Source organism: Undibacterium sp. WLHG33, assembly GCF_049544815.1.
Lineage (GTDB): Bacteria > Pseudomonadota > Gammaproteobacteria > Burkholderiales > Burkholderiaceae_D > Undibacterium.
The window spans coordinates 2,422,823-2,448,304 of record NZ_CP186697.1 but is presented as its reverse complement, the minus strand read 5'-3'; the positions used below and the strand labels follow the sequence as shown (position 1 = coordinate 2,448,304).

General features: G+C 50.8%; 17 protein-coding genes and 1 tRNA gene. 9 read left to right on the top strand and 9 right to left on the bottom strand.

Features of this window, described 5'->3' with window-relative positions; translation table 11 throughout:
• Positions 1 to 52 precede the first annotated feature (52 nt).
• The 4 genes from ACOTSW_RS11220 to ACOTSW_RS11205 form a co-directional block, all read right to left on the bottom strand.
• Positions 53 to 1,231 carry an acetyl-CoA C-acetyltransferase gene (locus tag ACOTSW_RS11220; RefSeq protein WP_423679177.1) on the bottom strand — a complete coding sequence of 393 codons (1,179 nt, stop codon included), beginning with the start codon at positions 1,229 to 1,231 and terminating at the stop codon, positions 53 to 55.
• A 201-nt stretch (positions 1,232 to 1,432) separates the two neighbouring features.
• Entirely contained in the window at positions 1,433 to 1,993 is a 561-nt protein-coding gene (locus ACOTSW_RS11215; protein ID WP_423679176.1) for a phasin family protein, read from the bottom strand.
• Positions 1,994 to 2,199: 206 nt separating this feature from the next.
• On the bottom strand, positions 2,200 to 2,703 hold the full coding sequence (locus ACOTSW_RS11210; protein WP_423679175.1) for a methylated-DNA--[protein]-cysteine S-methyltransferase: 504 nt from the start codon (positions 2,701 to 2,703) through the stop codon (positions 2,200 to 2,202).
• 9 nt (positions 2,704 to 2,712) lie between these two features.
• A complete protein-coding gene (locus tag ACOTSW_RS11205; protein WP_423679174.1) occupies positions 2,713 to 4,296 on the bottom strand; it encodes an AlkA N-terminal domain-containing protein in 1,584 nt (527 codons plus the stop codon).
• A 209-nt stretch (positions 4,297 to 4,505) separates the two neighbouring features.
• Here ACOTSW_RS11205 and ACOTSW_RS11200 point away from each other — a divergent pair, with 209 nt between their 5' ends.
• The 3 genes from ACOTSW_RS11200 (at position 4,506) to ACOTSW_RS11190 (ending at position 8,146) form a co-directional block, all read left to right on the top strand.
• Positions 4,506 to 5,717 (top strand): MFS transporter, encoded by a 1,212-nt coding sequence (locus ACOTSW_RS11200; RefSeq protein WP_423679173.1) that lies wholly within the window; start codon positions 4,506 to 4,508, stop codon positions 5,715 to 5,717.
• A 5-nt stretch (positions 5,718 to 5,722) separates the two neighbouring features.
• Positions 5,723 to 5,854 (top strand): hypothetical protein, encoded by a 132-nt coding sequence (locus ACOTSW_RS11195; RefSeq protein ID WP_423679172.1) that lies wholly within the window; start codon positions 5,723 to 5,725, stop codon positions 5,852 to 5,854.
• Between the two features lie 138 nt (positions 5,855 to 5,992).
• Complete coding sequence (locus ACOTSW_RS11190) at positions 5,993 to 8,146, top strand: M3 family metallopeptidase (RefSeq protein WP_423679171.1); 2,154 nt, start codon at positions 5,993 to 5,995, stop codon at positions 8,144 to 8,146.
• 90 nt (positions 8,147 to 8,236) lie between these two features.
• Here the strand turns inward: ACOTSW_RS11190 and ACOTSW_RS11185 are convergent, their stop codons facing one another.
• Positions 8,237 to 8,581 (bottom strand): energy transducer TonB, encoded by a 345-nt coding sequence (locus tag ACOTSW_RS11185; RefSeq protein WP_423679170.1) that lies wholly within the window; start codon positions 8,579 to 8,581, stop codon positions 8,237 to 8,239.
• Positions 8,582 to 8,682: 101 nt separating this feature from the next.
• Complete coding sequence (locus ACOTSW_RS11180; RefSeq protein ID WP_423679169.1) at positions 8,683 to 10,452, bottom strand: methyl-accepting chemotaxis protein; 1,770 nt, start codon at positions 10,450 to 10,452, stop codon at positions 8,683 to 8,685.
• A 475-nt stretch (positions 10,453 to 10,927) separates the two neighbouring features.
• Here ACOTSW_RS11180 and xdhA point away from each other — a divergent pair, with 475 nt between their 5' ends.
• From xdhA to guaD, 3 genes are all read left to right on the top strand, one after another.
• A complete protein-coding gene (gene xdhA, locus ACOTSW_RS11175; RefSeq protein WP_423679168.1) occupies positions 10,928 to 12,421 on the top strand; it encodes a xanthine dehydrogenase small subunit in 1,494 nt (497 codons plus the stop codon).
• Complete coding sequence (gene xdhB / locus ACOTSW_RS11170) at positions 12,418 to 14,733, top strand: xanthine dehydrogenase molybdopterin binding subunit (protein WP_423679167.1); 2,316 nt, start codon at positions 12,418 to 12,420, stop codon at positions 14,731 to 14,733. The genes xdhA and xdhB overlap by 4 nt, the downstream gene beginning before the upstream one ends.
• 109 nt (positions 14,734 to 14,842) lie before the next feature.
• A complete protein-coding gene (gene guaD / locus ACOTSW_RS11165; RefSeq protein WP_423679166.1) occupies positions 14,843 to 16,147 on the top strand; it encodes a guanine deaminase in 1,305 nt (434 codons plus the stop codon).
• Between the two features lie 3 nt (positions 16,148 to 16,150).
• Here guaD and ACOTSW_RS11160 read toward each other — a convergent pair whose 3' ends face one another.
• The 3 genes from ACOTSW_RS11160 to ACOTSW_RS11150 all read right to left on the bottom strand — a co-directional run bounded on the left by ACOTSW_RS11160 (position 16,151) and on the right by ACOTSW_RS11150 (position 20,923).
• Positions 16,151 to 16,339: a hypothetical protein gene (locus ACOTSW_RS11160; RefSeq protein ID WP_423679165.1), complete on the bottom strand. Its 189-nt coding sequence runs from the start codon at positions 16,337 to 16,339 to the stop codon at positions 16,151 to 16,153.
• Between the two features lie 105 nt (positions 16,340 to 16,444).
• The gene (locus ACOTSW_RS11155) at positions 16,445 to 19,519 is read right to left on the bottom strand and encodes a TonB-dependent receptor (RefSeq protein ID WP_423679164.1); all 3,075 of its coding nucleotides are present in this window, start codon (positions 19,517 to 19,519) and stop codon (positions 16,445 to 16,447) included.
• Positions 19,520 to 20,383: 864 nt separating this feature from the next.
• On the bottom strand, positions 20,384 to 20,923 hold the full coding sequence (locus tag ACOTSW_RS11150) for a c-type cytochrome (protein ID WP_423679163.1): 540 nt from the start codon (positions 20,921 to 20,923) through the stop codon (positions 20,384 to 20,386).
• 230 nt (positions 20,924 to 21,153) lie between these two features.
• Between ACOTSW_RS11150 and ACOTSW_RS11145 the strand changes: the two genes are divergently transcribed.
• The 3 genes from ACOTSW_RS11145 to ACOTSW_RS11135 all read left to right on the top strand — a co-directional run bounded on the left by ACOTSW_RS11145 (position 21,154) and on the right by ACOTSW_RS11135 (position 25,379).
• Positions 21,154 to 21,230: transfer RNA gene (locus tag ACOTSW_RS11145), tRNA-Arg, on the top strand.
• A 406-nt stretch (positions 21,231 to 21,636) separates the two neighbouring features.
• Positions 21,637 to 24,045: a TonB-dependent receptor plug domain-containing protein gene (locus tag ACOTSW_RS11140; protein WP_423679162.1), complete on the top strand. Its 2,409-nt coding sequence runs from the start codon at positions 21,637 to 21,639 to the stop codon at positions 24,043 to 24,045.
• Positions 24,042 to 25,379: an aminotransferase class V-fold PLP-dependent enzyme gene (locus tag ACOTSW_RS11135; RefSeq protein ID WP_423679161.1), complete on the top strand. Its 1,338-nt coding sequence runs from the start codon at positions 24,042 to 24,044 to the stop codon at positions 25,377 to 25,379. Before ACOTSW_RS11140 ends, ACOTSW_RS11135 begins: the two co-directional genes overlap by 4 nt.
• The last annotated feature ends 103 nt before the right edge of the window (positions 25,380 to 25,482 follow it).

Genomic DNA, 25,482 nt, shown 5'->3' with positions numbered 1-25,482 from the left:
GATTTTTTTAACTATTTCCGACAAATCCTAGCGGGATTCTGCCTCAGATTTATTAAGAACGTTCGATCGCCAGAGCCACGCCCATACCGCCACCGATACACAAACTCGCCAGACCTTTTTTAGCATCGCGGCGTATCATTTCATGAATCAGGCTGACCAGAATACGGCAACCAGAGGCCCCGATAGGATGGCCAATCGCAATCGCACCGCCATTGACGTTGATCTTGCTGGTGTCCCAGCCCATTTCTTTATTCACGCCTATGGCCTGCGCAGCAAATGCTTCGTTGATCTCCATTAAATCAAGATCGGCATGTGTCCAGCCGGCTTTTTTCAGGCACAGTTGCGCTGCAGGCACGGGGCCCATACCCATGATAGTCGGGTCAACACCTGCCGACGAATATGCTTTGATTCGCGCCAGCACCGGTAATCCCAGCTCTTCTGCTTTCTTTGCCGACATCATGATCACTGCGGCAGCACCATCGTTCAGGCCGGATGCATTACCTGCGGTGACGGTACCGTTTTTGTCGAAGGCCGGGCGCAATGCTGACAAGGATTCCAGGGTTGCGCCATGTTTGATGAATTCGTCGGTATCAAAGACGACCGTGCCTTTTTTCGACACGATTTCGACCGGTATGATTTCATCTTTGAACTTGCCGGCTTTTTGTGCCGCTTCCGCTTTGTTTTGTGAGGCAAGCGCGAATACGTCCTGCTCTTCACGACTGATAGTGTATTTCTTCGCGACGTTTTCAGCGGTAATACCCATGTGGTATTGGTTATAGACATCCCACAAACCGTCCACGATCATGGTGTCAACCAGTTTCGTATCGCCCATACGGAAACCATCACGCGAGCCATTCAGCACGTGTGGCGAAGCACTCATATTTTCCTGACCGCCAGCGATGATAATGTCAGCATCACCAACTTTAATCGCCTGCGCCGCCAAATGCGTTGCTTTCAAACCGCTGCCGCAAACTTTATTGATCGTCATCGCCGGCACCATCACAGGCAAACCCGCTTTGATGACGGCCTGACGTGCTGCATTCTGCCCTACACCGGCGGTCAGCACCTGACCTAGCAGAACTTCGCTGATCTGGTCGCCGCTCAGACCCGTTTTGGCGAGCAGGCCTTTAATCACAATCGCACCCAATTCGGCGGCCGGGATTTTAGCCAGGGAACCACCGAATTTACCAACTGCTGTACGGCCAGCAGCAACAATGACGACGTCTTGCATGTTATATCTCCTGTTTTTAAAAATGGTATATCAGACAAAAATGCCTATACCGGCTGATCCGGCAGCATCCGGCAGCATCCGGCTCACATCAGCTTATCTTGCGATCTGCTTTCTGCGTAAATTTTGTGCAAAAAAAAGCTCCCGTTGAAAGGGAGCTTTTTGATTCAGGCGAAGTTCATTCCGAACTTATCCTCGTGTTACTTATTTTTTCTTTGGCGTTACTTTTTCGGCAGCTTGTGTGAACTGTTGTGTCGCTTTTGCCAGATTTTCTTCCAGCGTTTCGACTGCCTGCTTTGTTGTTTTAGACAATTGCTCGTAACCTGCGTTGATGTTACCAACCATCGATTTCAATGCAGTCACCGCTTGTTCTGAACCGGCTGGTGCGTTTTTAGTCACTTCGTCGATCAGGGAAATGACTTTAGTGTTTGTTTCAGCAATATGTGCTTCGACTGCTTTCGTGAACTCTTGCTGAGTCGCAGAAGTAATGCTGGCCAGGTGACGACCATAAGCCAGTGCTTTTTCTGCGGTTGGCTGTGCCTGTGCGCTAGTCAGCGTGAAAAATTCCTGTGGATCTTTGGCGCTCAGCAATTGCTTGGCAGTCGCAGTACCTTCTTCGATACTGGCTTTTGCAGCATTGACGTTCAGGGCAAACAATTGCTCCAGACCTTCAAACGCTTTTTTGTTCAGTGCAGTCAGAGAAGCAAACTGTGCTTCGAGATTGGCTTTAGTTGCAGCAATAAATTGTTCTGGTGATGTAGACATGGCATTCTCCGTCAAAGGGGATTAATAATCGGCAGCGCCTTCCACAAATTCTTTAAATGGTGCACCGCAACAAGTTCGATTCTACACCCCAGAATTCCTACGTCAAGCTTTTTTTGTGCAATGCAACAAAATGATGTAAATCATATCATCCTAAAAATGGAATATCCAGTATCCATGCGGCTTTCCAGACTTTTTCCGGCTAAAGCTCATATAGATAGCGGACTTGAATACAGCGGCAGACCTGCCTCAAATTGCAGCAAGGCCTGCTTATTTTTTAAGCCACCGGCATAGCCAGTCAGCGCACCGTTCGTTGCGATCACCCGGTGACAAGGAACAATGATTGACAAGGGATTGCGTCCGTTGGCTGCGCCAACCGCCCTGACCGCCGAAGACTTGCCGATACTGGCGGCAAGGTCACCATAACTGCACGTCTGCCCGAAAGGTATCTGCTGCAATGCCCGCCATACGCTTTGCTGAAACGGCGTGCCCGACGATATGTCGAGCGGAAGGTCGAAATGCTGACGCTGACCGGCAAAGTATTCGTGCAGTTGTTGTGTCGCCAGTTGTAACGCCGGATGCTCCGGTGCGGCTTGCCATCCCTGTATGCCTTTGAAATGGCGGTGCTGTTCAAAGTAAACGCCGCTCAATCCCGTGTCACTCGCGGCCAGACAAAGCACGCCGAGCGGGCTGTTGAATTCTGTATATTTCATCGCTACACCTTATTTTTCTGTCGCTTTGCTTGCTGCATTGCGCTCACTAAGGCTGTCCGCCGTGTTAAGCGACTGCCACAGCAGCATCGCAGCATAGGCGCGCCAGGGTGACCACGCTTGTGCCTGCAACAGCAACTGTTTCTCTGTCCAGCGCGTCTGTGGAGCCGACACTACCTGTCCTGATAATTGTGCCGCTGCCTTTTGCAAACCGAGATCACCGGCAGGAAAAGCATCGGGAAAACGCAGCGCACGCATTGCGATATATTGTGCCGTCCATTCACCGATACCGCGTACGCTTTTCATGTTGTCCAGCATCGTCGCCTGAGTGCTATCCGGCAAGCGTTCAAAACCGCCCTCCAGTGCAAAGCGGGCGACATTCTGCAAGGTTTGGGCACGCGTTGCTGGAATTCCTATGCCTGCCAATTCATTGACGGGCAGCCCGATAATCGTTTCAGGTGTCGGAAAATGACGCGTAATCGTCGCCAACGGCGTTTCCACCGGATCACCAAAGCGCTGCACCAGACGGCCAGCAACGGTGGTTGCGCCAGCGACGCTGACCTGTTGCCCCAGCACCGCACGGATCGCCAGTTCAAAGCTGTCAAAAGCACCCGGCACACGCAAACCCGGTGTTGCCTGAATCTGCGCAGCCAGCAAAGCATCTTGCTGCAAGTGGCTTTGAATAAATGCGGGATTCGCTTCCAGATCGAATTGCTGCCGTACACGTGCCAGCACCGTCATCAATACCGGCGTCAGTTGCGGCGCGAGTTGCAGCAATAACTGGTTTTTCTGCGGTAAATGACTGACTTTCAACCAGCCTGAGATACCCTGTATGCGCACGCTGCGCACATAGGCGGCCTGATCACCGTCCTGACCTTCCTGAATCACGGCTTCCAGCCCTGGCATCGCACGTCCACGTAAATAGCTGATGACTGCATCCCACGCATACGGCGGACGATACGCGAGGCGCAAAGAAATAGTTTCGCCACGCCCATCTGCCGTACGTCGCACCGAGCCGGGTGCCATCTGATAACGCTGCAAAAACAGCGCATTGAAACGACGGACGCTGCCAAAACCAGCGGCAAACGCGATTTCTGTCATAGACAGGCTGGTTTCCTGCAGCAATTTTTTGGCAAATAACAACCGCTGGGTTTGCGCGAGTTCGACCGGGCTGGCACCGAATTCCTGCAATAACACGCGCCTGAGCTGGCGGGACGACAAACCTATCTGTTGCGAGAAAACTTCGACACTCATTGCATTCAAAGCGCCGTCAGCAATTTTTTTCCAGATCGCATGCGCGAGATTCTGTTGTATCGCATACGGAGCCAGCTCGGGACGACAACGCAGACACGGTCGATAGCCCGCCGCTTCTGCTGCTGCCGCGGTCGAAAAAAACTCGCAGGAACTTTCACGCGGTGTTCTGACCGCGCAAACCGGGCGGCAATATATTCCTGTTGTTTTTACGCCGGTAAAAAAGACGCCGTCAAAGCGGCTGTCTTTTGCGGCGAGCGCACGATAGTACTGATGTGCCTCGTGCGTCAGCCTGCCGTGCGGGATCTCTGTTGTATTCATCGTGATGTCGTTATCGGTACGCATGTGCCCTTTATACGCGTTGATCAGTACCGGATCTGGCCATTTCCGGACATGTGTATTATTGACCGGGAAGCCGGATAATCACAGTACCGGCTGACCCCGCGCCATGCTCAGCGCAGGCGTCATGGTAAAACCGGCAGTCCACATACTTTCGGCGTTTCCACTACACTAGCGCGTTCACCTTATAAATATATGTGCAGAAAGCATAAGCCATGACTGTCAAGCAATCTCCCGATCTGAAAACCGTCCTCATCGCCAGCGGCTTTGTACTGACGCTAGCCATGGGCGTGCGTCATGGCTTTGGTTTCTGGTTACAGCCCATTTCACAAGCGCACGGCTGGACCCGCGAAACCTATTCGATGGCGATGGCAATCCAGAATCTGTTGTGGGGTTTATTCGGGCCATTCGCCGGTATGGCAGTCGACAAATTTGGCACAGCCCGCGTCGTGATCTTCGGCGCACTGATGTATGCGGCGGGTTTGTTGTGGATGGCAACGGTGAGTCATCCGTTGCTGTTTGTCATCGGTTCCGGTGTTTTATTAGGAGGGGCGCTCGCCTGTACCGCTTTTGGTGCTGTCAGCAGCATAATCGGGCGCACGGCACCCGCGCATAAGCGTTCATGGGCATTCGGCATTTCATCCGCAGCGAGTTCGTTTGGTCAGTTTGTGATGATGCCGGTTGAGCAGCAACTCATTACTCACAGCGGCTGGCAGACTGCGTTTTATCTGCTGGCTGGCTTACTGATCGCCGTCATGCTGCCGATGGCGTGGAAACTGCGCGAACCAGCGATTGATCACAGTCATGGCCCGCAGCAAAGTATCAAAGAGGCCATCCACGAAGCGTTCTCTCATAAGCCATTCTTGTTTTTAGTCGCAGGTTATTTTGTCTGCGGTTTTCAGGTGGTTTTCATCGGCGTGCATATGCCAGCCTATCTGAAGGACAAAGGCATACTCGACCCTAACGTGGCTGTGTCGGCGCTTGCCCTCATAGGCTTGTTCAATATTTTCGGTTCCTATTACGCCGGCAAGCTCGGTGGCATGTTCCAGAAACGCTACCTGCTGTCATCGATCTATCTGTCGCGCACAATCGTGATCAGCCTGTTTCTGCTTGCGCCACTGTCGTCCTACTCGGTATACATATTCGCCGCCGGCATGGGCTTGCTATGGTTATCGACAGTACCGCTGACCAATGGCGTGATCGCCAGCATCTTCGGATTGAAATATCTTTCTATGTTGTCCGGCTTTGTCTTTTTCTCGCATCAGGTCGGCAGTTTTATGGGAGTCTGGCTCGGTGGCTACATCTATACGATGATGGGCAATTACAACCTCGTCTGGGGCATTACGCTGGCACTCGGTATATTTGCGGCACTGATCAACCTGCCAGTGAATGAAAGCCCGGTTGAACGTCAGACGGCAACGGCATAACGATAATGAAACTGCGCCAGACATTGTTGAAACTGTCTCTGCTCCTGTTGCTGCTACTCGTGTTGGCAGTGGCGTTTCTGGCTTATCTGCAGCCGGGGTTTGTGCTTGATCTCGCCAATCGTTTTGTGCTTTGCTGACTCCTTGACTATTTGCTTGAGCTGATCGGCACTGCTGATCGCTTCTGCTGATCGGTTTAGATAATGTTAAGGAATTATTTTCTGCGTACGGAGTCTGATGCTATTCTTTTCAACTCCTATTTTTCAGATCTGATTCCCATGAACAAATCCATGCTCATGCTGCTGTGTTCTGCGCTGGCAATACAATCCAGCGTTGCCGCAGATAATTCCGTCACTTCAGCACCGACCAGCAAACCCCTTATGAATAAAGCGCTTGCAGCCAATCCTCTGCTGAAAGCCAGCACTCTGGCTTATGAATATCCTGCCTTCGATCAGATCAGAAACGAACACTATGCGCCAGCATTTGCAGAAGGCATGCGTTTGCACCTGGCCGAAATCAATGCGATTGCCAACAATGCTGCCAAACCGACTTTTGAGAATACGGTGGTCGCACTGGAACGCGCCGGGCAGACGCTGAACCGCGTCAGCACGATCTTTTTCAATCAGATCGCCACCAACACCAACCCGACACTGGAAGCACTGTCCACCGATCTGGCACCGAAATTGTCCGCTCATCAGGACGTGATTCTGATGAATGCGAAACTGTTTAAACGCATCAACGCCATCATCAGTCAGCGCGACAAACTGAAACTAGACGCCGAATCCAATCGCCTGCTGGATCGCTACTACACCGATTTCGTGCGGGCTGGCGCTAAGTTATCCGACAGCGATAAAGCCAAACTCAAAGCGATCAATGCCCAACTGGCATCGTTAGGCACGAAATTCAGCCAGAACGTATTAAAAGAAACCAATGCGTCGGCAATCATCGTCGAACATAAAGAGCAGTTAAAAGGCTTGTCTGAAGGTGAAATCAACACCGCAGCCGCAGCGGCAAAAGCCAAAGGCCTGGATGGGAAATATCTGATTCCATTAATGAATACCTCCGGGCAACCTTATCTGGCCAGCCTCGAAGACCGTGCTGTGCGTCAGCGTTTACATGAAGCCTCGGTCAATCGTGGCAGCCACGGTGGTGATTTCGATAACCGCGATACAGCGCTGCAATTAGCCCGTCTGCGTGCAGAGCGAGCGCAATTGCTGGGCTATCCGAATTACGCTGCCTACGGCCTCGAAGATGAAACCGCAAAGACCACCACAGCCGTTAATAAAATGCTGAGCGAGCTGGCACCGGCAGCAGTCGCCAATGCGAAAAATGAAGCGGCTGAATTGCAAAAAATCATCGATGCAAATCACGGCAACTTTAAGCTGGCGGCATGGGACTGGGCTTACTACACAGAGCAATTGCGTACCGCAAAATATGCGTTTGACGATACCCAGTTACGCCCGTATTTTGAACTCGACAGCGTATTGCAAAACGGCGTGTTCTTTGCCGCGCATCAGTTGTACGGCATCAGTTTTAAAGAACGTAAAGATTTGCCTGTCTATCACCCCAGCGTACGGGTTTTCGAAGTATTTGATGCCGACGGTAAATCGATGGCTTTGTTTATTGCCGATATGTACGCCCGCGACAGCAAACGTGGCGGTGCATGGATGAATTCATACGTTGATCAGTCAAGGCTGTTCAACAAAAAACCTGTGATTGCGAATCACCTGAATATCCCGCAACCACCACAAGGCGAACCCACCTTACTGACTGCGGATGAGGTGAAAACGGCGTTCCATGAGTTTGGACATGCACTGCACGGACTGTTTTCACAAGTACACTACCCACGCTTCTCCGGCACCAATGTGCCACGTGATTTTGTTGAGTATCCTTCACAAGTCAATGAGATGTGGGCAACCTGGCCTGAAGTCCTGAAAAACTACGCCAAGCATTACAAAACCGGAGAAGTGATTCCACAGGCACTGATTGATAAAATCAGCGCCAGCAACAAGTTCAATCAAGGCTTTGCGACCACCGAATATCTGGCGGCATCTTTACTTGATCAGCGCTGGCATCAGCTGACACCGGCACAAATACCAAGCGACGCGATTGCATTTGAAAAAGCAGCTTTGCAAGAAGCCGGCGTTGATTTTGCACCGGTGCCACCACGTTATCGTTCCACATATTTTTCCCACATATTCGGCGGCGGTTACTCGGCGGGCTACTACGCCTATCTGTGGAGTGAAGTACTAGATGCAGATACCGTTGAATGGTTTAAGGAAAATGGCGGCCTGACGCGGAAAAATGGCGACTGGTTCCGTCAGCAATTGCTGTCACGCGGGGGGAGTATCGATCCTATGGAGTCGTTCCGCAACTTCCGTGGACGGGATCCTAAAATTGATCCGCTGCTGTTACGTCGCGGCTTGAAATAAGTGAGATCGGTGGCGGGATCTGCGGGTCTTGCCTGACAATAAAAAAGAGGAAGACTTATGTCTTCCCCTTTTTTCAGTTTCTCGCTGAACTTATTCCAGCTTCCAGACAAAATCTGTTTTCACCCATGCCTGTTCAGGCTTACCGTCTTTAGTGCCGGGTTTGAATTTACACTGGCTTAACGCACCCAATGCGGCTTTATCCAGACTGCGGGAGCCGCTGGATTTTTCAACTTTCGAATCCACAACTTTGCCGTCCACAGACACCAGAAACCCCATGGTGACCGTGCCGCTCTCTTCATTCATCAAAGCAGCTTTCGGATACTTTGGCGGATCGCAGGACTTGTTATCCATAACAGGCGCTGTTTCAGCAGCCATTGCCGAAGACGCAGCCACACACAACATGGCTGAAATAAGGAAAGAACGTGAGGATTTCATCATGGTATTTCTTTTCATTTCTGATCAATATAAAAATGGGGTGCTTATGTCTTATTACTGCTGATTCTGCGGCTGAGTTTGCTGCTGAGTTTGCTGACTTATCAGAATTCTTCCCAGCCATCATCGCTGGCAGCAGACGCGGCGGTTGCAGACTTCTTCGGCGCAGGTTTTGCCGTCGGTAATGACTTCACCGGGCTGACTTTCGCTTTGGATTTCGCCGCTCTCATTGCCGGTTCTATGCGCTTGACAACAGGTGCTGCGGGTTTCTGTGGTGCAGACTGAAATGATAATAAGCCTTCATTTTTGTCGAGTTTGAATACACTCACCACATTCGCCAGTTCTGCCGCCTGATCCTGCAGACTTTGTGCAGCAGCGGCTGCCTGTTCGACTAAGGCTGCATTTTGCTGTGTCACGCTGTCCATTTCGATAATCGCATGATTCACACGCTCAATACCGGCACTCTGTTCCTGACTTGCCGCGGTAATTTCCGTCATGATTTCTGTCACATGTTTAACGCTGGTGACAACCTGATCGATTGTCACGCCGGCCTGCCCCACCAAGCGCGCGCCGATTTCAACTTTTTCAACGGAATTATCAATCAGCGTTTTGATTTCTTTTGCAGCAGCGGCACTGCGTTGCGCCAGATTGCGGACTTCAGCGGCCACAACCGCAAAACCACGTCCTTGCTCACCAGCACGTGCAGCCTCGACTGCAGCATTCAGCGCCAGAATATTCGTCTGGAATGCAATGCCATCGATCACGCTGATGATGTCCACAATCTTGTTCGAGGAAGCGTTAATATCCCCCATAGTCTCGACCACTTGGGCGACCACCTCGCCACCCTGACGCGCCACTTCCGAAGCAGAAGCTGCCAGCTGATTCGCTTCGCGGGCGTTATCAGCGTTCTGCTTCACGGTAGTCGTCAGTTCACGCATGGATGACGTCGTTTTTTCCAGTGAACTCGCCTGTTGCTCAGTGCGGGAAGACAGATCCAGGTTACCAGTAGCGATCTCACTGGAGGCCGTGGCGATCGTGTCGGTGCCGGAGCGCACTTGCGCCACGATATTGACCAGACTGTCACGCATGTTTTTCATTTCAAATATCAGACTGGACTGATCACCTTTTCTTACCTCTATCGGTGCACTCAGTTCACCCGCAGCAATCTGACCTGCAATCTGCGCCGCATAATCCGGTTCGCCACCGAGTTGTCTGGTCAGACTACGGCTGATAAAAAATGCCGCGGCAACGCCACCCGCTAACGCCATCAGACCCAGAATCAACATCAGGCTGGTCGCTGATTTAAAAGCAGAATTCGCTTCACTGGCGACTTCAGAATTCAGTTTATCTTCCAATACAACCAGTTCATCGAGGGTATCAAGCCAGGCTTGCTGTACCGGACGCAGTTTTTTAATCAGCGTGATGGTTGCCATTTCCTGATCATTCGCAAGACCAAGCGCCTTGGCTTTTTCTGGTAAGGAAGCAGCAGCTGTTTCGCGTTCTTTCAGTTTGTCGAACAAGGCTTTCTTTTCGCCCGAAACCGTATCGGCCGATTGTGCCAACTTGATCAGTTTGTCACTCGCCTCCGCATATTTTTTGGATTGTTCAGCGATATTTTTCAGATCCTTTTCCATATCCGCTTCGTCATTGAGCAAGGTCAGGTTACGCAAGGCGACCATACGATCATAGACAATTGCCCGCATATCGAGCGCCAGACGGGTTTCGACGTTACTGACGTTGACGATTTTTTCAAGACGCCCCTGAATTTGCGACATCCGGAAAACACCAACGATCGTCAGTGCGATCAAAAATATTAAAACCAGAGCAAATCCCAGCCCCAGGCGTTTACCAACAGTCATTTTTGATAGATTCATTTACGCCACTACTTTGAAAAAGAATTAAAACATTCAAAAGCGCCGAAAATTTCAGCAACTTATGTGCCTGTCCCCTGATTGCAAGTCCTGGTTTTGTTCAGAATCAACTTGCACTTTGTAACAATCAGGTAGGAAATATACTGCAATTTTTCCAGATGGAAACATTTTTTTACACTTTTTTTAGACTGACTTCTGGTAACGAGTGCGAAATAAATCATTGACATTTATCACTTGGCAACTAATCCTGACTGCCCTGTTTTTGTGCAAACTAATTATGCTTTTGTGAGATCCCCCCTGGCCTGAACTTTCTTTGCTATTCCCCTGTTTTTCCCCGATTCGCTGGCATAAATTCTGCTGTTGATAGTCAGCATCATCATTTCGATATAAATTTAATTTATCTGAATGCTAACCTTCACGGTACACAGCACTCTCGACTGCTGCGTGCAATTTCACAACACTTCTACACAGGATTCTCATGTCTGGGCTGATACGTTATTTTTTTCAGGGGCAAATTCGCGAGGCAGATCATGTGCCACCTACCCGTACACTGCTCCAGCATCTGCGCGAAGACCTGCATTGCACCGGCACCAAAGAAGGCTGTGCCGAAGGTGATTGCGGTGCCTGCACCGTTGTCACCGGCGAGTTGCGGGATGGCAAAGTCGAAATGAAATCCGTGAATGCCTGTCTGCAGCTCATGCCTACGCTCGATGGCAAGGCTATTTTCACGGTGGAAGACCTGGGTGATGGAGAATCTTTACATCCGGTGCAACAGGCGATGGTCGAATGCCACGCATCACAATGCGGCTTTTGCACGCCGGGCTTTGTGATGTCCCTGTGGGACCTGTATTTGCAAAGAAGCCCGGAGTCCGCTCCACTGCAACGCAAACAGATCGATATCGCCCTTTCCGGTAATCTGTGCCGTTGTACCGGTTACCGCCCCATCATTGACGCCGCGCATCGCATGGAAGAACTCCCGCGTCAGGATTTCGATCAGGCCGGGTTGGCAGCCATACTGGCGAGCTTGGTTCGCAGTGAAACACTGGAATATATTTATCAGGGTCAACACTTTTTTGCGCCGCGAACAATATCGGAATTAGTCCGCTTGCGGGCCGCCCATCCGCAAGCATGTCTGCTCGCAGGCGGCACAGATATTGGCTTGTGGATCACCAAACAATTCCGTGAACTGGGCGATATTATTTATCTAGGACACGTTGAAGAGTTGCGCTCGGTAACTGAGAAAAATGATGTTCTGGAGATCGGTGCCGCAGTCACGCTGGACGAGGCCTATCGCGCATTGTGTGAATATTATCCGCAGGAATTAAGCGAGTTGTGGCAGCGTTTCGCGTCGTTACCGATACGCCACGCGGGAACACTGGGTGGCAATGTCGCCAATGGTTCACCGATCGGCGACTCTATGCCGTGGCTGATTGCGCTTGGTAGTCGCATCGTCCTGAAAAGCGCTGATGGCGAACGTGAGCTGGCTCTCGAAGATTTCTATCTCGGTTATCAGCATAAAGATTTAGGTCCACACGAGATTGTCGCTGCGATACGGATTCCTTTACCACGCAGCGGAAAAATTTTTCGTACTTATAAACTGGCGAAACGTTTTGATCAGGATATTTCAGCCGTTTGTGCCGCCTTTTCAGCACAGTTGCAAAACGGGATTTTGTCAGAAGTCAGAATCGCCTTCGGCGGAATGGCGGCAACGCCGAAACGGGCAACGCATGCCGAAGCCGCGCTGGAACAACAAGTCTGGAATGAAGCGACATTGCAAGCGGCGATGCTAGCGTTATCCGATGATTACGCACCGCTCAGTGACATGCGGGCATCGTCAGAGTATCGCCTGCAGACCGCACAAAATCTGTTGCGCCGCTTCTGGCTGGAAACCCGGGCAGACAGCCCGCTGCCAGCAGCCTCGCTCAATCCGTTTGCCGCAGAAGGCACAAGCTCAGCAGAGGAGTCCATATGATCAGGCAAAACGAAACACAGTGGGCAGAAGTAGGCAAATCACATCCGCATGAATCCGCATTATTGCACGTCAGTGGCAGGGCAAATTACACCGACGACATTCCGGAAACGCAAGGCACACTGCATGCAGCACTCGGCTTATCAACGCAAGCGCATGCACTGGTACGCCATATGGATCTGGATGCCGTGCGTCAGGCGCAGGGCGTAATAGCTGTGTTCACGGCGCGTGATTTCCCCGGCAGTAACCAATGCGGCCCCATCATCAAAGATGACCCGATACTGGCGGATGGTGTCGTCGAGTATGTCGGCCAACCGCTGTTCGCCGTGGTCGCCCGCAGCCATGAACTGGCGCGCCGCGCTGCTAGGCTAGCAAAAATCGATTACGAAACACTACCTGCTATCTTGCATCCACGCGCCGCGCACGATCAACAATCATATGTGCTGCCACCGATGTCTCTGACGCGTGGCGATGCACAGCATGCCATCGCTAATGCGCCAAATCGCATTAGCGGCGAATGGCAAGTCGGCGGCCAGGAACAGTTTTATCTTGAGGGTCAGATCGCCTATGCGATTCCTTTAGAAGCGAATGGCATGTACGTTGCCTGCTCGACTCAGCATCCGAGTGAAATGCAGCACGTCGTCGCACATGCGCTAGCCATTCCGTCGCACAGTGTGCAAGTCGAATGCAGACGTATGGGCGGTGGCTTCGGCGGTAAAGAATCGCAATCAGCGTTATGGGCTGGTGTTGCTGCTCTGTGCGCGTTCAGACTGCAACGACCGGTCAAGCTCCGTGCGGATCGCGACGACGATATGCTGGTCACAGGAAAACGCCACGAATTTCATTACGACTATGAAGCCGGGTACAACGACGAAGGGCTGATTCTCGGCGTCAAGGTACAAATGCTGTCACGCGCCGGCTTTTCCGCCGATCTGTCCGGGCCTGTCGCTACCCGTGCGGTCTGTCATCTGGATAACGCTTACTTTCTGTCCGATGTCGATATCCGCGCCATGTGCTGCAAAACAAATACGCAATCAAACACCGCATTTCGTGGCTTTGGCGGCCCGCAAGGGGCGATACTGATAGAACATATCATCGACGATATCGCCCTCCGTCTTGGTAAAGATGCGCTGGATGTACGGCGACTGAATTTTTACGGACGCAACGACGGCGAGGGCAGGAACGTTACTCACTATGGTCAGAAAGTCGTCGATAACGTGATACACGAGCTGGTTGCTGAATTAGAGCAAAGCAGCAGCTATCGGGCGCGCCGGGCTGAGCTCGCCAAATTCAACGCGACCAGCCCGGTACTGAAAAAAGGGTTGGCACTGACGCCACACAAATTCGGTATCGCCTTCAACGTGACGCATCTGAATCAGGCTGGTGCCCTAGTACATGTGTATCTGGATGGTTCTGTGCTGGTCAATCATGGCGGCACAGAAATGGGCCAGGGACTCAATACCAAAGTCGCACAGGTGGTGGCGCACGAAATGGGTGTGCCGCTGAGCGCCGTCAAAGTCACAGCAACCGACACCACGAAGGTCGCCAATACATCTGCCACAGCAGCATCAACCGGCACCGATCTGAACGGCAAGGCGGCGCAGGCTGCTGCACGCCAGATACGCGATCGGCTCGCCACATTTGCGGTAACCACCTTGGGCGGCGTTGCCAGCGAAGTGAGCTTCTCAGATGGCAACATCAGTTCAGGCGGCAACACGGTTTTGTTTTCTGAACTGGTACAAAAAGCCTATCTGGCGCGGGTGCAATTATGGTCTGACGGCTTTTACGCGACGCCGGATTTACATTGGGACGGCAAATCGATGAAGGGTAATCCGTTTTCATATTACTCCTACGGTGCGGCGGTGTCTGAAGTGGTCGTCGATACCCTGACGGGCGAATGGAAATTACTACGTGCCGATGTGTTATACGATGCGGGTAATTCACTCAATCCGGCGATCGACAAAGGTCAGGTAGAAGGCGCATTCATACAAGGCATGGGCTGGCTGACAACGGAAGAGCTGGTTTGGAATGCCAGCGGCAAATTAACCACGCATGCACCATCGACGTATAAGATACCGGCAATATCAGATTGCCCGGAAGATTTCCGCATCAGCCTGTTTAAGAATAAGAACGTCGCTGACAGCATACACAGATCAAAAGCCGTTGGTGAACCGCCGCTGTTATTGCCGTTTTCCGTATTCTTTGCGATACGCGATGCGATTGCCAGCGTTGCGGACCATCAGCGTCATCCCCCCTTAACTGCGCCTGCAACCAGTGAGGCAATTCTGCGCGCAGTGAATGTGATTCGCGATTAAGATACGCGCATCTAGAGTACATTTTTTCAAACAATCACCCAATATTGATGCGGCATTTCGGGCAAATTAACCCTGCGAGCCGCATCAAATCTCTGTCCGACAGAAACAGATGACTATTCATAAAATACAAGCCTACCGTGCGAGCTTGCTGCACTTTACCGATGACCCTCTGCATAATCCGGACGGAACACATTGGCATCAAGATGGCCTGCTGATCGTCAATGATGGCCGGGTACAGGCTGCGGGAGACTATCAGCAACTAAAACCGACGCTGCCTGCCGATGTCGTTATTGAACACTTTCCCGGCAAAATCATTACTCCCGGGTTCATCGATACGCATATTCATTATCCGCAAACCGACATCATTGCATCACCGGCACCAGGGCTGTTGCCCTGGCTGGAGCAATATACGTTTCCAGCGGAAAGGCAGTTTGAAAACCCTCTGCACGCTAGAGAAGTAGCCAACTTTTTTCTGGATGAATTAGTGCGTTGCGGCACTACCACCGCGATGGTGTATTGCACCGTACATCCGGAATCAGTCGATGCTTTTTTTGAAGCGAGCGCCAAACGCAATTTGCGCATGGTTGCGGGGAAAGTGTTAATGGACAGAAACTGCCCCGAGTTTTTACGCGACACCGCAGAAGGCGGTATCCGCGACAGCGAAACCCTGATCAAAAAATGGCATAAGCATGGCCGCCAGCTGTATGCAATCACACCACGTTTTGCACCAACTTCCAGCCCAGTGCAAATGCAACTCGCCGGTGAGTTAGCGCATGCCTACCCAGATACCTTTATTCAGACACACGTGGCAGAAAATCAGGATGAATGTGCATGGGCGCGCTCACTGTTTCCAGAAGCACGCAGTTATCTCGATATTTATGATCGCTACGGGCTGATGCGGGAACGTGCGATGTTTGCCCACTGTATCTGGCTCAACGATGAAGACCGCGCGCGTATGGCTGCCACCCGATCCGCGGTCGCCTTGTGCCCGACATCCAATCTGTTTCTGGGCAGTGGCATATTTGATTTCCAACAGGCAGATGCCCAGAACGTGCCGCTCTCGCTAGCCACCGACGTCGGCGGCGGCACCTCGTTTTCTATGCTGCAAACAATGAATGCCGCATACAAAGTGGCACGTATGGGCGGCACCTATCTGTCAGCGACAAGGATGTTTTATCTCGCCACCTTAGGCGGCGCACGCAGCATGCAACTCGAAACTTGTATCGGCAATTTCGTGGCCGGTGCCGAAGCAGACTTTAACGTACTCGACCCGCAAGCCACACCACTCCTGAAACGCCGTACCAGTAATTGCAATTCTTTGGAAGAATTGCTGTTTGCACTGGCGTTATTGGGAGACGACCGCAGTATTGCAGCGACTTATGCAAATGGGAAAATCGTCAGCCCAGCACAATAAACGTTACTCTTTAACCAAGCTTCTGCAGTCTGGCACGTATTTTCTGTTACGACCGAAAGCAGCCTTATTCAACTGTAATTCATGTGCATAAATCGGCATTGATTGAGCTTTCCGCATACTTTCTCGTCCTCTCTCTGCGTTCACCAAAAATTTTTTTCCATCGTTCTGATCTGAATTATTCGCGACAATCATTTCTGTTCCTTCAAAAAAAAAGCCCCGGCATAGACCGGGGCAATTTCATTTCTCAGCTAAGACTTCTTTGTAAATACATAAAGTCCATCACTGCAATCATCAAAATCAGAATTTGTGATTGTACTCAGCTGTCAATCTTACGCTACGAGGTGCTGTGTAGCTGATGACGCGACCATACGTTCCGGATACTTGTGTACCAACGTTGTATGTTTCATCGATAGTCTGAATAGTCTGTTTGTTAAACAGGTTGAATACGTCCACTTTCAACGCCAAACCTTTGACTGCTGCAGGTTTGTATGCGAGGTTCACGTCGAAACGAACATCCCATGGCAGATTACCATTTGTACCGCGTGGTGCTGGTTTACCATCACAGTAGAAATAGACTGAACCATAGTCTGGGGAATCACCCAGATTCGGATGATTACCAAAGCAGTTCTTCGGACGTCCGGAAGCTGCCAGGAAATTACCACCAACAGTCCATTCTGGTGTCAAATCATAGAAACCATAAGCCTTGATTTGGTGAGTACGATCATTTGGTAACAAGCCGTTTGAATACTGCATCAACTCAGCTGTATCCCATGTAGACGTTGCTGCCACGTCTGTTTGAGCATTATCAGACTTAGTTTGACCTTCAGTATTACCTTTGCTGCGAGACCAGGTGTAGTTCACTTTACCGTACCAGCCATTGCGATATGGATGCTCGATAAACAGGTCAATTGCTGTGTACTTACGTTCAGCAGAATCAAAGCCCAGATCTTCTTTACTCAAAAATACCTTGGTGTAGTTTTTCTGAGTACCAGCAAAATCAACTAAGAAAGTATTACCAATACCTGGATTGAACGAAGCACAACCGAAGCCACCCCAGTTATCAGCGTTAACTTCTGGGTGTTTCGCTAACCATTTATCAAACGGACGTTGATCACAGAAGTCATCAATTGTAGATTTCAACTGACGATACGTGAACTTAGCACCGAAGTTCATCGATGGAGAATACGCTTTTTCGAAACCGAGCGTAATTTCATCTTGATACGTTGGTTTCATATCCAAAGCGGATACCGTGTTGACGTCCTTAGCCTGACCGTATTCATTATTAGTCGATACTGGAGTTGTCATATTGACGCGTCCGATCGGCACACCTTGTGGATCAACACCGGTGTAAGTGAAGTACTGATCAGTAAATGTTGAACGGCTAGCGCCACGCACAGCTAAGTGTGTTGGAATCTGCAACATGTAGCGACCGGCACTACCGAATACTTTCATCGATGAATCACCATTAACGTCCCATGCTGCAGCCAGACGTGGAGCGAACTGGTTCTTCATTTCCAAGAAAGTTTGCTGATCACCGTTTTTGTTTTTAAACTGCTCGTTACGTACACCGAATGTGACCAACACGTCTTTAGTCACTTGGTAACGATCTTCGATGTATTGTGCCGATTGGTCGGAATACGCATTCGTTACGTCAGTAAAAATACGCTCACGACCATAGTAACCACCGACGCCTAAACCACCGTAATCAGCGGTTTTTCTTCTTACGCCAGACATACTGATGGCTGAGTTTGGAGTTGCTGTTTTCAGATACTGATAAATACCGCCACCGGCTCGGAAATCACCCGCATTGATAGAAGACAATTTGTTATCGTCAAGACCAGCACGAATTGTGTGGCTACCTAATTTGTACTCCAGATCCAGACGTGTCGACTTAACTTTATCTTGCGCACCTGGTGGCAAAATGTTGCCTGTCAGCGGCTGAGGATTGTTATAAGTAATGCCAGGAGCACGGGCAGACACGGCAGCAACGACCTGATACAGCTTCTGATTCACATCGTAACCGTCATAGGTATTGATGTTCTTCGTCAAACTCTCACCATACAGTGCTGTCAGAGTCAGATTTTCTGTCAGATTACCGGTGTATTTCAGGATTTGAGTATCAGCACCTGTCGATGGGGCATAAGTAGGAACGTTCGTGTAATGCGCTGAGCTGACGACAGGACCAACGCGCTGACCGGTAGCATAATTGTATCCAGACAACTGCTGATCACTGGTAGGCTTGTCGCCAATCAAAGTCAGTTCCAGACGATGATCGTCAGAAATGTTCCAGTCAAATTTACCCAGATAACGGGTAGTGACATCTTTTTGAGTCAGATAACCATCCTTCAGAGCAGATGTACTGGCAGTCGTGGCAGCCACTGTGTTGTAGTCTGTTTTTGTCGACTCAGCAGCCAAAAACATGAACAATTTATCTTGAATGATCGGACCACCGACATACGCGCCATAACGCTTAGTCTCTGCAGTATTGTCTTGTCTGCGGCGATACAAAGTTCCATCGGTAGATGCATTAGATGACGCACCTGTCTTTGGATAGTAGATATCGACATAGTTTGAACGCAAAGCGTCAGGTGTGATGCTCACACTTGCGCCAGCTTCCCAGTTATTCGTACCACTTTTTGTCGTGATATTCACTACACCACCAACAGAGCGGCCGAACTCCGCACCGAAGCCACCGGTCAGAATTTGTGCCTGACCAATCGCGCCGAATGGCAATTCAGAGGCACCCAACTGCGTCAATGGGTTTGTTACCGGGAAACCGTTGATGTAGTAAGCATTTTCAGATGCACCACCACCACCGAAACTTGCGCCACCAGCATAACGGCTATCTGCGCGAGTCGTATTTGGTGCCAATTGAATAATGCCGTCAACGCTTTGCGCGACTGGCAATTTAGCCAATTCTTTCGCAGTAAATGTTGCGCCATTTGTTGCACTGGATACGTCGATACGGCTGCGGCGTGCAGAAACTTCAACAGATTGAACACCTGCTGCTGCAGTTGATGCAGAAGTAAACGCTGGCTCCACACCCTGACCTGCCAGCACATCAAACTCAGCAGTAGACAGAACTGTGGAGTCTTTCATTAAAGTTGCTTTGTAATGACCCGCTGGCAAAGCCGTAGCCTGGTACTTACCATTCGCATCAATAGTCACAGTACGGGTTAAGTTGGTATCTGTATTTTTCAATACCACACTCGTAGCAGTGCCAGTTGCAACGGTACCGTAGACAGTACCGGCAGCATTAGACTGCGCCATTACTTCTGGTGTAAAGCCAAAGGAGGCAACACCGACACCGAACGCCAGCGTCAATGCGCGTGCGACCAGTGTCTTTTTAAATACAAGATTTTTTTTAGACATGTGAGTTCCTAAGTATCCAATTCAACAATAAGCATCAGCAAACGTTGAAAAAACCATTTTCTGACGCTTGTCATTTTTGTATATCAATTCCAATTAACAGCCACATCAATGCTGAATAAAACATGGCTTTATCTTGTTCTGATACACAATAACCAACACCCCGATAAATATTTTTTGCAGATTTTTTTACACATTGCAGTGCTTTTTTTCTTTGTAAATTAGTCCATTGGATTGAACTAATTTATGTAAATAATTCTGTCAAAAAAATATTATCTGCCATAGAAACATCTGGTGATACTTAGTGTCAATCATGCTTTCTTTGCCTTCGCAAAAAAACAACATCGATTTTTCAGTAAAGAAACCTCTGTCACAGGCACGCTTCTTTTTTGTGCAAAGCAATATAAATGATTTGATCGATTGTCGTTTTTTGTTGAATCTGCATTTTATTTATCAAATAATCGCAGATGACTGAATAATGCATGTCTAGTTATGAAAATTAGCAAATAGTCTGATTTGTACTCACTTTGGGAAAAGTTTGTTTTGAAATGAAAGAAAACCTCGGAACTTTATTTTTCCAACCCAATTGCACCAAAATGTGGCAAAAAATTTTTTTGCCACATTTTGAGGAAAATTGATACTTCAAGCGGGACAGTAATATTTTCAGACTGTTGCGATAAATTTATTTAATCAGCCGAGAGCAAAGTTGAAGTTCATATCTGAACACCATAACTGTACTGACATATAGGAATAGCAATCTTTTTCTGATCTCCGGCCATAGAAGGCGCAATAAAAAAGCCCTCGTAAAAACGAGGGCTTTTTTACATCGGGCAACGTCACCCCGCTGTGAAAGAATAAAGCATCAGTTTATTTAGCAGACGCCTCTGCCTCTGCTGCAGCTTTGACTTCGGGCTCTTTAAATTTAGCACCGCCAGCGTTTGCCAGATGCACGACGGCGCGGGCAACTTCAACGTCATCCAAATCCGGATTGCCGCCTTTCGCAGGCATTGCGCGCAAACCGCCCAGGGCGTGAGTCAATACAGTATCGTAACCCTGGGCAATGCGTGGTGCCCAGGCGGCGGCATCACCAAATTTTGGCGCGCCGGCTGCACCAGAGTCATGACATGCTGAGCAGACCATTTTGTAGACAGCTTCGCCCGACTGCAATTGCTTAGGGCCGCTGTTATCTTTGAAGGTAAAACCCTGATCAGCCACTGGCTGAATCCGGGCAGCAATCGCTTCGGGGGTCTGCGCTGATGAGCCTGCGCCTACTTTTTTATCATTGGCGACATACTGAACCAATAAAACAATAGCGATAATAGGGACCAGAAATCCAGCGAGAATTGCAACGATAAGTTGCTTTGGTGTCTTAATCGCTGATTCGTGTTCGTCGTGCGCGTCACTCATGGTTTCCTCGTTGCAAATGAAATGGTGGTTCCGGTTGCCCGCCAGCGACTGGAAGTGGCTGGTATCAAAGTTTTTGATTATAGAGCGAAAGATAAGGGTTTGGAACGAAAAGCGATGTTTCTATGATCAGTATCAGCGAATCTGCAGATCATCTGCGACAAAAAGCGCGAAGTGATTTACAAGAAACGGTGGAAATTAGGTTAAAATGCGGGCCTTGCAATATTCTCACCGCGCCAGTAGCTCAGTTGGATAGAGTACAGCCCTCCGAAGGCTGGGGTCGCACGTTCGATTCGTGTCTGGCGCACCACACTTCCTTTCTTTCTAATTTCCTGCGCTGATCAGCAAACACCGTGGTTCCGGAAAGAACTGGAAACCATCTCATGTCACTGCACCTCACTGTCTGTACCCGTCTTTCTGCGGGACTGCTGCCATACAGGTAATGTGCAACAAGCTTAGCTACGTCTTATGTTCAAGCCCGAACATCCTGTGGCAGAGTTGTCTATCAGTCATATTCACAGAAAACACAAGTCACTCGTGTCACGCCAGAGAAACATTCTCTTCTTAGTATCTGACTGCCTCAGATCATTCGCATGAGTTACATGCTTTTAATATGAGTAAAATTAACTTCGCGGTACATGCTGCAACTGGCTCATGACTTTTGTGAAGCACGCGGAGTTGCCTGACAGACTTATTCAACTCAGAGAACGCACCCAATGATTTTATCCCGTACCCGCATCGCGCAAGCCGTGGCATTACTGTGTAGCCTGAACGCATTGTTGATCCCGCAGACACAAGCGCAAAATAATCTGATCACACCATCCACCGCCGGTAATGAAGATGCAGCCGCGCAGGCAGTGATCGTCACCGGCACGCGCGGCAGCAACCGCACCCAGTTTGATACGATGGCACCAGTCGATGTGTTTAACCGGGAAGATATCCGCTCCGTCGATTCATCGGATCTGAATAACGTGCTGGCACAACTGGTGCCATCGTATGTGGTACAGCGTCTGCCGATGGCGGATGGGCAGGTGTTCGTGCGTCCAGCCACTTTGCGAGGCTTGTCGCCGGATCAGACGCTGGTACTGATCAACGGCAAACGCTTCCATCGCAGTGCACTGCTCGGTTCACGCGGGGCGCAGGCCGCAGATCTGGCGCAAATTCCTGTCAGCGCGATCAAACGCATAGAAGTTCTGCGCGATGGTGCTTCTGCACAATATGGCTCGGACGCGATTGCCGGTGTGATCAACATTATTCTTGACGATACGCCGGGTACAGAAATCTCGGTTCGCCATTCGCAATATTCCGAAGGCGATGGGAAAACCAATGAAGTAAATCTGAAAACGGGCTTTACCTTTGGCGACGCCGGAAAAGCGACCATCTTCGGCGCGCTGGCGAAGTCTGATCCAACCTCACGCACCCGCCAGCGGGCAGATGCGATTGCGTTTCAGGCAGCGCATCCGGAACTGAATGTACCGAATCCGGTACAACGCTGGGGCCAGCCGGAACTCGACAACAAACGTGTCGGCTTTAATGCCAGCATGAATCTCAGCGACACGATAGCGCTGTACAGCTACGGCTTATACAGCAGCGGTGACGGCACTTCTGATTTTAACTGGCGCAATCCGGACACCAGCACTGGTGCATACAAAACCAGCAGCGTGTTCCCCGGCTGGGATTTACGTCGTTTGTATCCGGTTGGCTTCAGCCCCAGCTATTCCAATGAACAGGATGATATGCAGTTCGTCGCTGGCATACGCGGGCAGGCAAGTGAACGCATGAATTGGGATGTCAGCGCCTCTTATGGTCGCAACCGCATCGACTATAAGCTGGCGAATTCCATCAATGCGTCGATGGGACCGGCCAGCCCGACGGCGTTTTACCTCGGACGTCTGTCGCAGGAAGAAAAAATTCTGAATGCGAACGTCAACTATGAGTTACCAGTCGCATCCATGGCGCAACCAGTCAATATCGCGTTTGGCGCGGAACTCAGAAATGAAACCTACGGCGTCAAAGCAGGTGAGGTCGCTTCTTATACCGTCGGCCCCGGCGCTGCGGTAGGGCTGGATGCAAATTCTAACGGCGCACCGGGTTTCAGCGACAGGCAGGCAGGCAGCTGGGGTCAGGACAGTTATGCCGCCTACCTTGACGTCGAAGCGCCCGTCAGCAAGGCGCTGAATCTGGGTGCGGCAGTGCGTTACGAGCATTTTTCAGAATTCGGCAATACCGTCAACGGCAAGTTGTCGGCGCGCTATGCATTGAATCCGGATATGGCCTTGCGTGGTTCGTATTCCACCGGTTTCCGCGCACCGACGCCGGGGCAATCGAATACCAACAGTACCAGCCAGGGTCTGGATACCAAGACGCTCTTGCTGTTCACCAGCGGACGTCTGGCGAATAATGATCCGCTCGCGATTCTGCTCGGCGCGCAGCCATTGAAACCCGAAAAATCACAAAACCTGTCGCTCGGCCTGACATGGAAAAATGCGCTGGGCTTTTCCGGCTCTGTGGATGTGTACAACATTAAGGTCACGGACCGCTTCAGTACCTCAGCTTCATTTGCCGTACCAGCGGGTATCGCGAATCCGCTGCGTTACACTTCAGTCAGTTATTTCACGAATGACTTCGACACCACGACACGCGGTATTGATATTGTCGGTAGTCATCTGAGCAAGCTGGGTAGCGGCAAACTCAATCTGACACTGGCGTATAACTACAATACCACCACCGTTGACAGCGGGAAATCCAGCGTTGCGACTAATGCAGCACAACGTAAGGTATTCGAAGAACGTCTGCCACGCCATAAAGCGACGATCAGCGGTAACTATGAGAGCGGCAACTGGGATGCACTGGCACGCGTCCGTTATTACGGCGCATGGACCGATAATTCCGGCAATGCAACCGGCGATATTTTCCAGCGTTTTGGTGGCATTCAGTTTCTCGATGTCGCCCTCAGTTACAAGCTCAGTCAAAAGCAATCGATACGCGCCGGTATCGATAATCTGCTCAACAAATACCCTGACGAAGCTACCTTCCAGGCCAGCCGTGGCCTGATCTACTCACGCAACGCGCCTTATGACACCGATGGCCGCAGCCTTTACGTTGAATACAAGGTGAAATTTTGAGCCGTGAACGCATCAACAACATAGACGCCAGGCGCCGCCACTTGTTACGCACGGGGGCGCTGCTCGGCGCCTTGCCGCTGGCTTCAGCGAATGTCAGTGGCGCAAACCAGACGTCAGCGGCGTTGCCAGCCATGCCGCTCGTCCCTGCCGGCATAACACCGGCGGCGCTGGCGCGCGACAACGCCTACTGGAACGCGATTGCAGCACAATACGACATCACGGATGAAGTCGTATTGCTCGACAACGCCTACTGGGGTTCGATGTCGAAGTCTGTGCTGGCGGATTATCAGCAGCAACTGGCGATGGTTAACCGTGGCAACGCCTGGTACGGCCGGGTGCGATTTCCGGCGGAGTTCGAGAGCGCGCGCAAACGAACTGCAGATGCGCTCGGTGTCCATCACGATGAAATCGTATTGACGCGCGGCGCAACAGAAGCCTTACAGGTATTGATCGCAGGTTATCAGCGCCTGAATGCGGGTGACAGCGTGCTGTACGCTGATATCGATTACGACAATATGATCACCACCATGCGCTGGCTAAAGCAACGCCGTGGCGTCAATGTTGTGGCGATCAATATGCCCGAACCATTCAGTTACGACGCCGTGATCGCAGCCTTTGTGGCGGCGATGGACCAGAATCCGCGTCTTAAACTGATGCTGCTCACACACGTCAATCACCGCAACGGTATGGTCTTACCGGTCGCCCATATCGCAAGGCTGGCGCGTGAACGCGGCATCGATGTCATCGTCGATACCGCTCACGGCTTCGGGCAGCTCGACATGCGCATCCCTGATTTGCAGGCAGATTTTGTCGGCATTAATCTGCACAAATGGATAGGAGCGCCGGTCGGAGTCGGCGCGGTGTATATCAAGCGCGGCCGTGTGCGCGATATCGCCCCTTATCTGGGTGAACCCGACGGTGATGACATCAGCACACGGGTGCACACCGGTACACTGAATTTCGCAGCTTATCTGAGTCTGCCGAAAGCGCTCGATGTGCACGCGGCGATTGGCGTGGCTAACAAACAGGCACGGCTGCAGTATTTGCGCAATCGCTGGGTCGAGGGCGCGCGCCAGATCAGTGGGCTTGATGTGCTGGCATCGTCCGATGCGCGACTCAGCAGCGCCATCACTTCATTCCGTCTGAAAGGAAAACGCAGCACGAAAGAGAATGCGGCGCTGGCGAAGACGCTGGCTTTACAACATGGCATTTTTGTCGTTCCGCGCGATGGTCTTGCATCCGGCAGCTGCCTCAGAGTCACACCCGGAATTCAGACGCCCGAATCGCATATCGACGCTTTGCTCAAGGCGATGCAGCAAATCACCGCCGCATAAAGAACGCGTCATCGTATTTCCCCCCGGCAAAATGCGATGACGCACCAATGATTCCCGACTGTACCCGGTCTGCGTCCGGGCGCACTGCCCGCCGTTGTACATC